Below are 14,759 nucleotides of genomic sequence, written 5' to 3'. Positions count from 1 at the left end.
TATAGATATATTTACATATCAAATAATATTGAATGTGATTAAATGGATTTGAAAACTAATTTTAAAGAATCATTGATTTATCCGATTAGAAATTATAAAAATTTTATTCTACTTGGGACATTATTCATTGTTTTAGATATTAATTCTATAGTCTTTTTAAATAATTTAAGTTCAAATGATCATGTTTTAAGCATTTTCTGTATTTTAGATTCTATTATTCTATTAATCATAATAATAGGAAATCTAATTTCTATAATCCAAGAAAATACGCTAATTAATAAATTTGATTTGGAATGGGGGAAAAAATTTGTAATAGGTATAAAAGGATTTTTAATTTTTTCCTTTGGTACAATAATACCGTTAATATTATTCCTAATAATCACTTACATTACTGGAACTGGAGAATATTATTTGGATATGCTTGAAATAGGTGTTAATGGATTAACTATTAATTTTACAGTGATGTTCAATGATAGTTCAATTATCTTCCTTTTAATTAATATTTTCATAGTATTGCTGTTTACTTATTTTACAGTGATTGCATTGGCTAGATTAGCTCATACCAATAGTCTAAAAGAAAGTATTAATATAAAAAAGATAATTGAAGACTTGAAAAATATTGGAGTAATCCATTTTACTTTATGGATATTGGTAATGTTTATTTTAATGATTATTATGAGCATAGTATATAATAAAATCTCTTGTATTAGTTATATAGGAATGATAATTTCAAGTTATATATTAATACCTTATGTGGCTATGTTTTTATTCAAAAGCATTGGAAATGAATACTCAATTTAGGTAAAGAATATGAATTTTAATACTATTTATGAAAATATTAGAAATAATTATAAAAAAATTATAATATCTTTTTTAATATTCACCCAATTGTATATCCTAAAGACGTATATTGGATATTATAGTCCGTTACATATTGAATGTCATATTGGATTATACCCTATTTTAGGATTATTATTTGGTGGATGGGGAGCATTAGGCATATCACTTGCAAATCTATTAACTGACTTGTCCGGAGGATATCATTCTCTAGAAACCATAATCTGTTTTTTTGTAGATTTTATATATGCTTATTTACCTTATAAATTATGGTATACCTTTTCTAAAAATGGAAAATTAACTGCTCCTCAGTTAGGTACTATTTTTCATTTAGCAAAATTTTGTGGTGTAATTTTAGTATCTACTATGATATACACAGTATTAATCATAATGTTATTACATAATTCACAAAATATTGGTCTATTTTCATTAACTACATTGAATTATTTCTTAAATGCATTTATATTTGGATTTTTTTCAGGAGTAATTGGTATTATAATATCAAATCTGAAAAATATAAATCTGACAATACCTTCAGTAAATAAGAATCCTAGAATCAAAGATAAATGGTATAATTTAGCTTTTGTAATTGGAATAATATTGATTATAACATTTTTTATCATGATTAATGTATGTGAAAATCAGATATATTATGTTAATTTGCTATTTGTTATTGCAATATCTATATTGTTTTTATTTTACACAACAAAACCTGTTAAAGATCCTGTTATTAAAGAAAAATCAATTTATAAGCCGATTATAGAAAAATTAATATTAATATTCCTTGGTTTTATTATTGGAATATCTTTATTATTTACATCATTAGCTATTGTAATTGCAGTTGAAACTGGAGAAAGCAGTATGGTAATTGAAAATAGTTTAGGATTCACTATTTCAATATTATTATACCTATTTATAGGATGGTTAGCTTTCTTTATTCCAGGATTGATTGTTCTTAAATATGTTGAAGAAAATATAACACGTCCTTTGGCGTTGTTTTCAAAATTTACAAGGGGTTATATTAACTCAAAGGATAGTAAAGAAGTAAATAAAGAAAGTTTAATGGAAAAATATCAGGATTATTTCCAGAAGTATAATGAGATTGGAATATTGGGAAATTCAATTATAAAAATGATGTCTGATTTAGAGAATGTTACCTCTGAAAAAGAAAGAATATCTACAGAATTAACACTTGCAAGGGACATTCAGGAGTCAAAATTACCTACTAATTTCCCAAAAGATAAAGTATATTCAATCAATGCCTCAATGAAACCTGCTCGTGAAGTAGGTGGAGATTTTTACGACTTTTTTGAAATTGATTCTGAAAACATATGCATTGTAATTGGAGATGCATCTGGAAAAGGAATTCCTGCAGCGCTTTTTGCAGTAATTGCAAAGGAACTAATTAAAACTCAATTATTGAGTGGTGCTTCTTTAAGCGAAACAATGATATCTGTTAATAATAGGCTCTGTGAAAATAATGTCCAGTCCATGTTTGTAACAGCATGGGTAGGTGTTATAAATTTAAGAAAAAATGAACTTAAATTTGTTAATGCTGGTCATAATGCTCCATTAATTAAAAATGGAGAAAAATTTGAATGGTTGAATTCTAAACATGGGCTTGTTTTAGGAGCTATGGAAAACATACCATATAAAGAATTTTCTATTCCTTTAGAATGTGATGATTTCCAAATTTATTTGTATACTGATGGAGTTACCGAAGCGCATAATGATGAAGAAGAACTATTTAGTGAAAACAGATTAATAGAACTTATAAACAACAATGATTTAAACTCAGTTGAGTTTATTGATTATCTGAATGGTGAATTATATGAATTCAAAGGATCACAAGAGCAATTTGATGATATAACCATGATGATATTCGAATATAAAATTGGAGAAGATGAACATGGAAATAATTGATAATAAAAATGGAAACGAATTAAAAATTAAGTTAGTTGGAAAATTAGATACAAACACATCCCCTCAATTAGAGGAATTCATTCAGAATAATATTGAAGATGTGGAAAAGTTAGTCTATGATTTTGAAGAATTACTTTATATAAGTAGTTCTGGATTAAGAGTTTTATTATCTAGTCAGAAAATCATGAATACTCAAGGGGAAATGGAAATAAATAATGTAAATGAGTTTGTAATGGAAGTTTTTGAAGCTACAGGATTTACAGACATTATGAATATAAACTAGGTGGAATATGGTTATATATAAGAAATTAGATAAATTAAAGCCTACTGAAATAGAAAAAGTTTGGTTAAAATATTGTCATAATTGTAGAGAAACTCAAAATACTGTTCTAGAAAATATACTTAAGATCAATGAAAACACAGAATTTGGAATTAAAAATGGTTTTAAGGAAATTAGATCAATAGAAGATTTCCAAAAAAATGTTCCACTATCTCAATATTCTGACTATGATGAATATATTGAACAGCTTAAATTAGGGAAGAATAATCAATTATTCGACCAAGATATTGAATATTTCATAATGACTTCTGGAACAAGTTCTGGAAAATCAAAATTAATACCTGAAAATGAAGATTCAAAGAATATCAAAAATACAGTTTATAAATTGAGGAATTATTATCTCCTAAAAACTTTATTAATGAGTAAGGCAGATCCAAATTCACAATTGAATAAGTATTTAATAAGTAAAGAATTAAATCCAAAAGATGTTAATGTTCCTGAATTAGCCAATATTGTTCAAAATATGCATTATTTAACATTTTCAAGTAAAACAGATAATTATAAAACATCTGCAGGAATTCCAATTGGTTTTGCATCCGGAATGTCTTTTGAAAAATCATCATTCACTAATGGAATATCATATCCTCCAAGATTAATGACTAAAAGTGATGATGAAGCAAATAATTATCTTGTAATGCTCTTTTCACTAAGATTTGAGGATATTCTCTACATAACCACTAATAATGCATCTAATTTTAATATTAAAGTAGAGTATGCTATGGACCATGCAGAAGAATTAATTAATGATTTAAGAAATGGTACTATAACAGAAAGATTAAACCTTTCAGATGAAGATAGGCAGTATTACGAAAGTCAAATGGAAGCATTTCCTGAAAGGGCTGATTTTTTAGAAGAATTATTGAAAAAAGGAAAAGATCAATTTATTCCAAAAAATTATTGGCCTTATGTTATGTTAACTAAATTCTGGTTAGGTGGATCTGTAGGTCCTAATTCAGAAACCTCAAGAAAATACCTGGATAAAAAGACTATTTTCTTTGATGTGGGTTATGGGGCTAGTGAAGCTAAATTAACAATTCCTACAAAACCAGATAATCCTGAAGGTATATTATCTATATTCGGGGGATTCTATGAATTTAAAGACCTTGAAAATAATCAGATATTTACTGCAGATGAAGTTGAATTAAACAAAGAGTATGAATTGATAATTACTACTTATGGTGGTTTATATCGATATGAACTCCATGATATTGTAGAAATTACTGGTTTTACAGGAACAACACCTAATTTAATCTTTAAAACAAAATCTGGAGAAATGTTAAATATATCTCAGGAAAAAATTCCCGCTATTGAAGTTGTAAATAAAATAAAAGATGAAATGTGTCTAAGTTTCAAACAAGCTCAAATTTTTGAAAATCATGATGAAAAAAATTATGAGATTTATGTTGAACTTGAAAAAGAAACTCAAATCGATGTTGATGAATTATCTGGCAAGTTAAATGAAATATTAATTGAAAGTTTTGAATTATATGAATTATATAATAGAATGGGGTTAATGACTCCGTTAAAAATAATTCTAATGAAAAATGGATGGGTAGAATCATTATATTCAATGAAATCAAAAGGAAATGTCCCAAAATCACAAATAAAATTGCCTCTTATAATTACTGAAAGACCAAATAATGAATATATTCTCTAAAAGGTGAAAAAAATGAAAGGAATAATATTAGCAAATAAAGTATATAAAAAATTAATTGAATCAGAAAATCCTCCTAAAGATATTCAGCTTGCTTTAAACTTAGTAAATAGTTTAAATTTAGATTTAGACATTTTAGATTATGAAAAAGTCACTGTAACTTTGGATAATGAAGATGATGGTAAATTTTATTATGATGGAGAATTAAGGGATTTACCTGACTTTGCAATTAGTATTGCTTTATCCCAACGTGATGATTATAATTTACAAGCAGCTAAAAGAATGTTTGAAACTAAAGGATGTAGATACATAAATAGTGTTCAAACAACTCAAATTGCTAAAGATAAATTATACAGTTTACAATTAATAAAAGAAGCTATTCCAGAAATTAAAGTTCCAAAAACAATGCTTATAAACCAATACACTACTCCTGAAATGATTGTGGATTATGTTGGTCTTCCTTGTGTTGTTAAAATAATGGATGGTCTTCAAGGAAGAGGAGTTACTTTAGCAAAGGATAAAAAAGAACTGGAAACAATCTTAACAATGCTCTTTGCAGCAGAAAATAACAATCAATACATAGCTCAAGAAGCTATAATGACAAGTAAAGGTAGGGATTTGAGAATAACTACTGCAAATAAAGAATTAATTTATTCTTTTGTTAGAAGCAGTGGAGGAGATGATTTTAGATCAAATACTCATGTTAATGGAACAATTGAAGATTATGAACCTTCTGATGAATTATTAGATTTATCCTTTAGAGTTGCTGAAGCTATTAATTTACCATATGGAAGTATTGATTACTTATTTGGTGAAGATGATGAAGAATTTTATCTCTGTGAAGTGAATACTTTCCCAGGATTCAGTAGATTACTCCAAGCAATAGAAGAAAATGATGAAGAAACAATAAGAATCTTTAAAGAATTACCGCAAAAATTATTAAAATAAGGTGATTTTCTGAAAAAATTAGTAATAAGCTCACTGAAAAAATACTGGAAGCAGGTTATCCTAACATTAATATTTGTATTGCTTCAAGTTTACTTCCAAATTGAAATAATTAACATGTCAAAGGTAATTCTTGACAGTGGTGTAAAAGCCAATAACTTTGAAGTAATTTATAATAGTGGAATATTGATGTTGCTTTATACTTTGGGATCAATGATAATGGTTACTTTAGTATCCTATATAACTTCATATATCACAGGAAAAGTTTCATTTGATTTAAGAAGTAAAATGTTTAGAAAAGTAACAGATTTGTCATTATATGATTTTAATAAATTTGAAAGCGCATCTTTGATGAATAGAGCTACTGGAGATATAAATGTAATTCAGTTATTTATATTAAATCTTCTTAGAAGCTGTTTATTAATTCCATTTGTCATTGTAGGAGTTATTATAGAAACTATCATAATTAATAAGACATTAGCTTTGATTTTAATAGTGTTTTTCATAATAACAATCTTGTTCATGTTTATTAAAGGTAATAAAAGTCTTTCCTTCTTTAACAAACTCCAAAAAAGTATTGATAAATTAAATTCATTGTTACGTGAGAAAGTTTATGGTGTAAGAAGTATTAGAGCATTTGGAAAAGAAGATTATGAAAGAAATAAATTTAAAAAGGCAAATGATGATTCCTATGAATTAAGCATTGAATCTTCATTAAAATTATATTATGTTGCTCCAATGGCTGTATTATTAATGAATATAGCTGTTGTTATAATATATTATGTTGGAGGAATTCAGTTACAATATAATATGGTTAATGTTGCAGATTTATTACTATTCTTCCAATATATCACATATTTCTTAAGTAGCTTAGCATTAATTCCATTTATCGTAAGAATAATGCCTAAAGCTATTGTTGCATCAAATAGAATAGAAGAAGTCTTTGAATATGAACCAACATTAGTTAATAATCCGACTAAAATGGAATATAAAGAGGATTCATTTAAAGGTGTTGAATTTAATAATGTTATTTTCGGTTATTCAGGAGCAAAAGATGTAATAGCTGATATCAATTTTAAAGCACCTAAAGGAACAACAACAGCTCTAATTGGAGCCACTGGATCTGGAAAAAGTACTGTGATGTATTTACTTAATAGAATGTATGATCCTACCTTTGGTGAAATCTTAATTGATGGTATTAATATAAAAGATATTGATTTAAAAGAATTACATTCAAAAATAAGTTTTGGAAGTCAAAAATCAATGGTATTCAATGATACTGTAATTGAAAATATTAAAATGAGTGATGATTCTATTACAAGAGAAGATGTTGAAAAAGCATGTGAAATAACACTTTTCACAGATGCATTTAAAAGTCTTCCTTCAGGAATTGACAGTGTCATAGAAGAAAATGGTACTAATCTTTCAGGTGGTCAAAGACAAAGACTAAGTCTTGCAAGAACAATTGCCCAAGATTCAGATATTTATGTTTTTGATGATACATTCAGTGCTTTGGATATGAAAACTGAAAAAATTGTAAGGGAAAATATAAAAGAATTGCTCAAAGATAAGACTGTGTTTATGGTTGCTCAAAAAATAAACACTATCATTGATGCAGATAACATTTTAGTATTTGATGCTGGACGTATCGTATGTCAAGGAACTCATGAGGAATTATTGGGAAAATGTGAAATTTATAACGAGATTTATGAATCTCAAGCATATATGGATAAGGAGTAATTGAAATGGTTAAAAATAATAAAAATTCTCAAATGGGATTACTTAAAACTATTTACCAATTAATTGGGAAAGATAAATATAAATTTATTTTAGCCATTGCATTAATGGTTATTGGAACTTTCTGTTTAGCATATGCTCCAAAAGTTGCTGGGAAAATAACTGATGAATTCTCAAAATTTGCAACTACAAATGTATTTGATGGAAATGTAATAGTAACTCTTCTTATATCATTATTAGCTTTATATGTTGTTGGAAACTTATTAAAAATGGTTACTGACCGTATGATGATTTTTATAAGTAGTAATGTAACTTTAAAATTAAGAGATGAGTTACATGAAAAAATGCATAATGTTCCTATAAATTACATTGACTCAACTCCAAGTGGAGATATAATCGCTAGATTAACAAATGATATGAGCAGTGTTGAATCAATGATAAGCAGTACATTAGCTACACTCTTTGTTCAATTTATTATTATCATTCTTGTTATTATAATGATGTTAATTTTAAATGTTGAATTGAGTATTATTTATCTTATATTAATTCCATTATCTTTTGGTATTCTCAAATTCATAAGTAGTAGAACAAAAGTACAGTACAAAAAACAACAGAAACTTGTTGGTAAATTAAATGGAGTAATTGGAGATAATTTCAACAATCATCTGATTGTAAAATCCTATAATATGGAAGAAAAATCATTAGATAAATTTGATAAAATCAATAATCAAATATTTGAATCCTATTTCAAATCTAGATTTTACTCAGGATTTATCATACCTATCAACACTATCTTAACAAATCTAGGATATATTGGTATTTGTGTTTTCGGAGGATATTTTATCATTTCTGGAAGTCTCACAATCGGAACATTTTTAGCATTTATTCTATATGGACAAATGTTGACCGAGCCTTTAACAACTATTGGAAATAATCTTAACATATTGCAATCAGGATTTAGTAGTTTAGAAAATATTCTTGATGTTTTAAATGTAGAAGAAGAAAAAGATTTTGAGAATAGTGAAAATCTCCTTGAAAATGATGTTAAAGGTGAAATCGAATTTAAAAATGTTAAATTTGGATATAGTGAAGACAAAATATTAATGGATGATGTTAATTTTATTGCAAAATCAGGTACAACAAATGCTATTGTGGGACCATCAGGAGCTGGAAAAACCACAATTGTTAATTTATTAATGAGATTCTATGATATAAATGATGGAACCATATATTTAGATGGTAAAAATATTTATAAAATCAAGAAAGATGATTTCAGGAAAAGTTTTGGAATGGTTCTCCAGGACAGTTGGGTTTTCGAAGGAACAATAGCTGAAAATATTGGGTACGGAATGGAAAATCCAACAATTGAAGATATTCATAAAGCTGCTGAGATGGTAGGCTGTGATAAATTTATAAATCTATTGCCTGATGGTTATGATACTGTAATTAGTGAGGAAAATACTAATTTAAGTGTTGGTGAAAAGCAATTGTTAGTTTTAGCCCGTACAATAATATCTGATCCTAAAATATTAATTTTGGATGAAGCTACAAGTCAAATGGATACAAGGACAGAATTATTAGTTACAAAAGCTATGGAAGAAATGATGAAAGGTAGAACAACATTTATAATAGCTCACAGGTTATTTACAATAAAAAATGCAGATAAAATTATTTTCATGAAAAATGGAGATATAAAAGAAGTTGGAAACCATAAAGAATTATTAGAATTAAATGGATTATATGCTGAGATGTATAAAAGCGGATCAATTAAAAGCGAGTGATAATATGGAACGTGAAATAAGAAAAAAGATATATGGAGAGTTATTAGATGCTCCTTCAAAAGCTCATAAACAATTAGAGCTATTTAGTCTTGATGCAAAGAAAACTAATGAAGAATTATTAATGAAAATATTGGATGACAATAAAGACACTGCATTTGGAATAAAATACGACTTTAAAAATATTAAATCTATTAAAGAGTATCAGGAAAAAGTCCCAATATCCGAATACGATGATTATATTGATTTTTTAATTCCAATGGTATTCCAAGGTGTAGAAAACCTTTTAACAGTTTATCCTGTAAAACATTACAATAAATCTTCAGGAACACTTGGTAACCCTAAAAAAATACCAATTAGTGAAGTAGCACAACAATTGAATTTCTTGTATTCTCTACCATTTGTATTACACTTAATCACAGAAGAATTAGGGGACAAATGGAAAGAAGGAAAAATATTCATAATCGGACAATATAATATATCTTCTGTACCTTCTGGAGCTACATATGGAGCTTTAACTGCAAAATTAGCAGATAATATGAAAGACTATTTTGATATTTTATCAACAAGTCCTGCAGAAGTTCTTGTTCCACAAGGAGATTTAGATACACACTACCTTCAATCATTATATGCGCTTCGTGAAAAAAATACAACTATTATTATTTCTGCATATTTCAGTTATTTCTTGGAAATTTTAAGATATATGGAAGACAATCATGAAATGTTAATTGAAGATATTAGGAATGGAACAATTAATCCTTCAATTAATTTATCCCCAGAAACAAGGGAAATTTTAGAAGGAAAATTAACTCCAATGCCTGAAAGAGCTGATGAATTAGAAGAAATATTCAGCAAACCAATTGACAACACTTTTGTTAAATCAATATGGCCAGATATGCAAGCATTTGAAGGAATTGGAACCTCAACATTCGAAACATATGTTGAAAAAATAAGGGAAAAATATGCTAGTGAAGAAACTCCAATCTTATATTTAGGATTACAGGCTTCAGAGGGAATTTTCTCAACACCACTTGAATTGAATAATAAGAACAGTGTATTGATTCCGAATGCAATATTCTTTGAATTTAGACCTGTTGAACAGGAAGGTTATGATAATCTTTTAACACTTGATCAGTTAGAAGTTGGAAAAGATTATGAAATAATTTTAACAAATTTATCTGGATTTTACAGATATAAAATAAAAGATGTTGTAAGAGTAACTGGAATGCACAATACTTTACCGGAAATTACATTTAAATATCGTTTAAATCAGACTGTAAATTTAACTGGAGAAAAAACTACTGAAGAAGCTTTAAGAGAATCAGTAAAACAGTGTGAAGAGAAATATGGCTTTGACTGTGTTGATTTTACAGTATTTGCAGATACTGAGGCTGTTCCAATGAATTATAATTTCCTAATAGAACCAGATAACCTAGATGATATAGATGTTGATGCTCTTAGAAATGATTTAGAAGAAAATCTCGGTAAAGCAAATCCTTCATTTGGTTCTAAAATTAAAAATGGAACTTTTGGTGAAACAAAACTTGAAATCTTACAAAAAGAAACATTCATGCTTTACAGGGATCTTATGGCTATGAAAGGGGTAAGTGTAGTTCAGCTTAAACCTCCTAGAATAATAGTAAATGAAATGCAAAGAAAATTCTTCTATGCTCTTAGGGAACTTTGATAAAATGAAAAAACTTATATTTAATGCAGATGTCAGTGAATTAGAGAATATTTTCAATGAATTAAACAAATTATTGGAAGATTATGATACTGATGAAATAGCTGTTATGAAACTTAAATTAGTATTAGAAGAAATTTTCACCAATATCAGCAATTATGCATATAATGATAAAGGAATAGTTGAATTTTTAGTTGACATAATTTCAAATCATCAATTAAAAATTATAATAAAATTAATCGATGAAGGAGAATATTTCAATCCTCTAAAACAAGCTACACCAGACACTACATTAAGTTCTGACGAACGTGAAATTGGTGGTTTAGGCATTCTTCTTATTAAAAAGAATGTTGATGAAATAGAGTATGAAAGAGTTGACAATAAAAACATTTTAACTATTCATAAAATTTTAAATTAGTGATTCCCTTTATGGGAATATTAAATTTTTCCTTAGGGAAAAATTACTTTTTTTTTTATTTGAATAAGTGTATTTGTTATGCACTGTTAATATAACCAAATAATTAGTTTTTTTACTAAACATTTTATATGATAAGAAATATATTATACATAATATAAATTTTAGATTTAAGGAGAATTCTTATGATAGTTAAAGATTGGTGCTCATTTTGTGGTGAGTGTGCTGGGGTTTGCCCAAGAAATTTGATTCAAGTAAGAGAGTATTCATTAGTATTTAATGATGATGACTGTAAAGATTGTGATACATGTATTAAAGCATGTCCAATAGATGCATTAGAAAAAGAGGACTGATTATATGATTGAAACTGATGTAGTTGTAGTAGGTTCTGGACCTGCAGGATCAAGTGCAGCAAAACATGCTGCATTAGGTGGAGCAAAAGTTATTTTAATGGATAAAAAATCTGAAATTGGTGCACCAAAAAGATGTGCTGAAGGTGTTTCAATTCAAGGACTTGAAAAATTAGGTATTGAACCTTCTCCTCGTTGGATTACCCAAGAAATCCAAGGTGTAAGAATTCAAACTCCTGATACTACCGATGTTTGGTTAACAAAAGATGAAGTAAAATTACCAGAAGCAGGTTACATTTTAGAAAGAAAAGTATTTGATAAACACATGGCAATGGATGCTGCAAGAGCAGGTGCGGAAATTAGAATCAAAACTTTAGTAACTGGTATTGAAAAAATTGAAAATGGTTACTTAGTATTTACTGAATCCATGGGTAAAGAAGAAGTTTTCAAATGTAAAATATTAATCGCAGCTGATGGTCCTGAAGGCCATGTTGCAAGATGGGCAGGTTTAAGACCAGCTGCAAAAGCTAAAGAAATGGAATCTGGTGTACAATACGAAATGTGTAATGTTGAATTTGAAAAACCTGGAATAATTGAGTTTTACTTAGGTTCATGTGCACCTGGTGGATATGTATGGATTTTCCCTAAAGGAGATGACATTGCAAATGTTGGTTTAGCAATCTTACCTCATATGGCTGAAAAAACCGCTATCGAGTATTTAGATGATTTTGTTGCAAAATCCCCTTACTTAAAAAATGCTCAAGCTGTTGAAATGAATGTTGGTGGAGACCCTGTTGGTGGAATGACCAAAAAACTCTATGATGATAATATTTTAGTTTGCGGAGATGCTGCTGGACAAGTAAATCCATTAACTGGTGGAGGAATTATCAGCGGTATGACTGGGGGAATGTGTGCTGGTCAAATAGCTGCTAAAGCTATTAATGAAGAAGACTGTTCTAAAAAATTCTTAAAGAAATATGATGAAATGGCACACGATGAACTAGACCACGAAATTAAAAGATATAAAAAAGTACAAGAGTACTTACTCACTTTATCTGATGAAGAATTAAATGAACTTGCTCATGCATTTGAAGGTGCAACTTTTGATAAGATTTCAACTACTGAACTTGTTAAAAAAGTAATTAAAGTATCTCCAAAAGCATTACTTAAATTAGGTAAATTTGTTTAGGTGTTTTATATGATTCTTATTACTGGTGGTGCAGGATATATTGGTTCTCATACAAATAAAGCATTGCATGATGCAGGTTATGGCACTGTTGTAGTTGATAATCTATGTAATGGTTATGAAAATTTTGTTAAATGGGGCAATTTTGAAAATTATGACATTGGAAGCAAAAACCTTAGGGAAGTTTTTGAAAAATATGACATTGATTGTGTCATTCACTTCGCTGCATTTTCATCAGTAGCAGAATCAATTAAAATACCTCAAAAATATTTTAAAAACAATTATAAAAATACTTTAAATCTTTTACAAATAATGAGGGAATTTGGAGTTAATAAATTTATTTTATCTTCTACTGCAGCAGTATATGGAAATCCTGAGAAGGTTCCAATTACTGAAGAGCAGGATTTAAAACCGATTAATCCTTATGGACACTCTAAATTTATCACTGAAAAAGCTCTTGAAAGAGAAGCTGAAAAAGGTGACTTTAACTTTGTAGCTTTAAGATATTTTAATGCAGCAGGAGCAGACTTTGATTGTGAAATTGGAGAGTTACATGATCCTGAAACTCATTTAATTCCATTAGTATTAGATGCTGCTAGTGGAAAACGTGAAAGCATTTCTATTTTTGGTGATGATTATAATACACCTGATGGAACATGTATTCGAGATTATATACATGTAAACGATTTAGCGGATGCACATATTAAAGCATATGAGTATTTATGCAATGAAGATGAATCTAACATTTTTAATCTTGGAAATGCTCATGGATATTCTGTTTGTGAAGTAATTGAAATGTGTAAGAAAGTTACTGGTTGTGACTTTGAAGTTAAAATTGATGAACGCCGTGAAGGTGATCCGGATATATTAATAGCTGATTCAAGTAAAATTAAGGAAAAATTGGGTTGGAGTCCACAATACGATTTGGAAAAAATTGTTGAGTCTGCTTGGAAATGGCATAAAAAAATTAATGCAGTTTAGGTAATGTTCATGGAAAATGAAAGTCATGAATCAAAGATAGATATTCGTATAATCGTATCAGGTTTGGATATTGCACAAATAGTTTCAAAAGCTGTTAATAATATTAATCTTGAGCAGGATTATAATATTATTGTTTCATCAATAATCCCCACCGTGGAGTTGGACATTGTTAAAAAAGTCGCTAATGGTGCGGACATTCTTTTAATTGGTGGATATGGAAGTGATGAAACTTATAATATTCTTTTCAATGAATTAAAAACTGATTTTAATCATATTGGATTATTTGATTATAATAATATTGTTGTTGAAGATGAATCTTTTGATTTTAAACTAGCTGAAAAGGAGATTCTAAATTCAATAATAAAATCGACATTGTCTTATTCTTTAAATCTAATTAACATTCACACATTAGAAAATAAACTAATGAAAGTGACTCATAATTATAATAATCTTCTAGATGATTATAATCAGGTTCTTAAAGAAAATGAAGTTATGTCTCATGAAAATAAGGAATTGGTGGAAGACATTAAAGAGCTAAAAGCTGATTTTAATGCATTTAAATTGCGTTATGAAGATATTTATTCTAAAGAAATTCTTGAAGTATTTAATCTAGATGATTTATGGCAGGAAACATTTAAGCAAGATTTATTGGATGTGGATAGACTTGTCATTGCAACTGATAAATTTATGCCGGAGGATATTATTGTTGGTCAGGGATTTATTGCTTCAAAATCAAAAGAAAAAGCGATTGAATGGTTAAAAATTATCAAGACTGCATTGATATTTGTTGATGATAATGCAGATGATTTGAAAAAGAAATCTAATGTTCAAGAAGAAGAAAATGCACAAGAAGACAAAGAAGATTATGATATCTCCAATACTTTTGAAAATTTTTGGGATTAAACAATTATTTTTTATACTAGTTAAAT

The 14,759-nt window shown here is 27.9% G+C and carries 13 protein-coding genes; all 13 read left to right on the top strand.

Annotated features, from left to right (window positions below):
* The first annotated feature begins 42 nt into the window (after positions 1 to 42).
* Complete coding sequence (locus ACR0P1_RS06055) at positions 43 to 801, top strand: DUF4013 domain-containing protein (RefSeq protein WP_432645508.1); 759 nt, start codon at positions 43 to 45, stop codon at positions 799 to 801.
* Positions 802 to 810: 9 nt separating this feature from the next.
* Positions 811 to 2,760, top strand: a complete 1,950-nt coding sequence (locus tag ACR0P1_RS06050) for a SpoIIE family protein phosphatase (protein ID WP_432645506.1) — start codon at positions 811 to 813, stop codon at positions 2,758 to 2,760.
* The gene (locus ACR0P1_RS06045) at positions 2,741 to 3,043 is read left to right on the top strand and encodes an STAS domain-containing protein (protein WP_432645505.1); all 303 of its coding nucleotides are present in this window, start codon (positions 2,741 to 2,743) and stop codon (positions 3,041 to 3,043) included. The genes ACR0P1_RS06050 and ACR0P1_RS06045 overlap by 20 nt, the downstream gene beginning before the upstream one ends.
* Positions 3,044 to 3,050: 7 nt before the next feature.
* Positions 3,051 to 4,757: a GH3 auxin-responsive promoter family protein gene (locus ACR0P1_RS06040; RefSeq protein ID WP_432645504.1), complete on the top strand. Its 1,707-nt coding sequence runs from the start codon at positions 3,051 to 3,053 to the stop codon at positions 4,755 to 4,757.
* Positions 4,758 to 4,769: 12 nt separating this feature from the next.
* Positions 4,770 to 5,702 (top strand): ATP-grasp domain-containing protein, encoded by a 933-nt coding sequence (locus ACR0P1_RS06035; RefSeq protein WP_432645503.1) that lies wholly within the window; start codon positions 4,770 to 4,772, stop codon positions 5,700 to 5,702.
* A gap of 9 nt (positions 5,703 to 5,711) precedes the next feature.
* Positions 5,712 to 7,439: an ABC transporter ATP-binding protein gene (locus ACR0P1_RS06030; protein ID WP_432645509.1), complete on the top strand. Its 1,728-nt coding sequence runs from the start codon at positions 5,712 to 5,714 to the stop codon at positions 7,437 to 7,439.
* A gap of 5 nt (positions 7,440 to 7,444) precedes the next feature.
* A complete protein-coding gene (locus ACR0P1_RS06025) occupies positions 7,445 to 9,217 on the top strand; it encodes an ABC transporter ATP-binding protein (protein WP_432645502.1) in 1,773 nt (590 codons plus the stop codon).
* A 4-nt stretch (positions 9,218 to 9,221) separates the two neighbouring features.
* Entirely contained in the window at positions 9,222 to 10,901 is a 1,680-nt protein-coding gene (locus ACR0P1_RS06020) for a GH3 auxin-responsive promoter family protein (RefSeq protein ID WP_432645501.1), read from the top strand.
* Positions 10,858 to 11,316, top strand: coding sequence for an ATP-binding protein (locus tag ACR0P1_RS06015; protein WP_432645500.1), 459 nt, complete (start codon positions 10,858 to 10,860; stop codon positions 11,314 to 11,316). The genes ACR0P1_RS06020 and ACR0P1_RS06015 overlap by 44 nt, the downstream gene beginning before the upstream one ends.
* Before the next feature lie 182 nt (positions 11,317 to 11,498).
* Positions 11,499 to 11,666, top strand: coding sequence for a 4Fe-4S binding protein (locus tag ACR0P1_RS06010; protein WP_178785130.1), 168 nt, complete (start codon positions 11,499 to 11,501; stop codon positions 11,664 to 11,666).
* A 4-nt stretch (positions 11,667 to 11,670) separates the two neighbouring features.
* Entirely contained in the window at positions 11,671 to 12,852 is a 1,182-nt protein-coding gene (locus ACR0P1_RS06005; protein WP_432645499.1) for an NAD(P)/FAD-dependent oxidoreductase, read from the top strand.
* Positions 12,853 to 12,861: 9 nt separating this feature from the next.
* A complete protein-coding gene (gene galE / locus ACR0P1_RS06000) occupies positions 12,862 to 13,830 on the top strand; it encodes a UDP-glucose 4-epimerase GalE (RefSeq protein ID WP_432645498.1) in 969 nt (322 codons plus the stop codon).
* 9 nt (positions 13,831 to 13,839) lie between these two features.
* Positions 13,840 to 14,733, top strand: coding sequence for a hypothetical protein (locus ACR0P1_RS05995; RefSeq protein ID WP_432645497.1), 894 nt, complete (start codon positions 13,840 to 13,842; stop codon positions 14,731 to 14,733).
* The last annotated feature ends 26 nt before the right edge of the window (positions 14,734 to 14,759 follow it).

The sequence above is a fragment of the Methanobrevibacter sp. genome (assembly GCF_050872065.1).
Taxonomy (GTDB): Archaea; Methanobacteriota; Methanobacteria; order Methanobacteriales; family Methanobacteriaceae; genus Methanocatella.
This window is presented reverse-complemented; position numbering and strand designations above follow the sequence as displayed.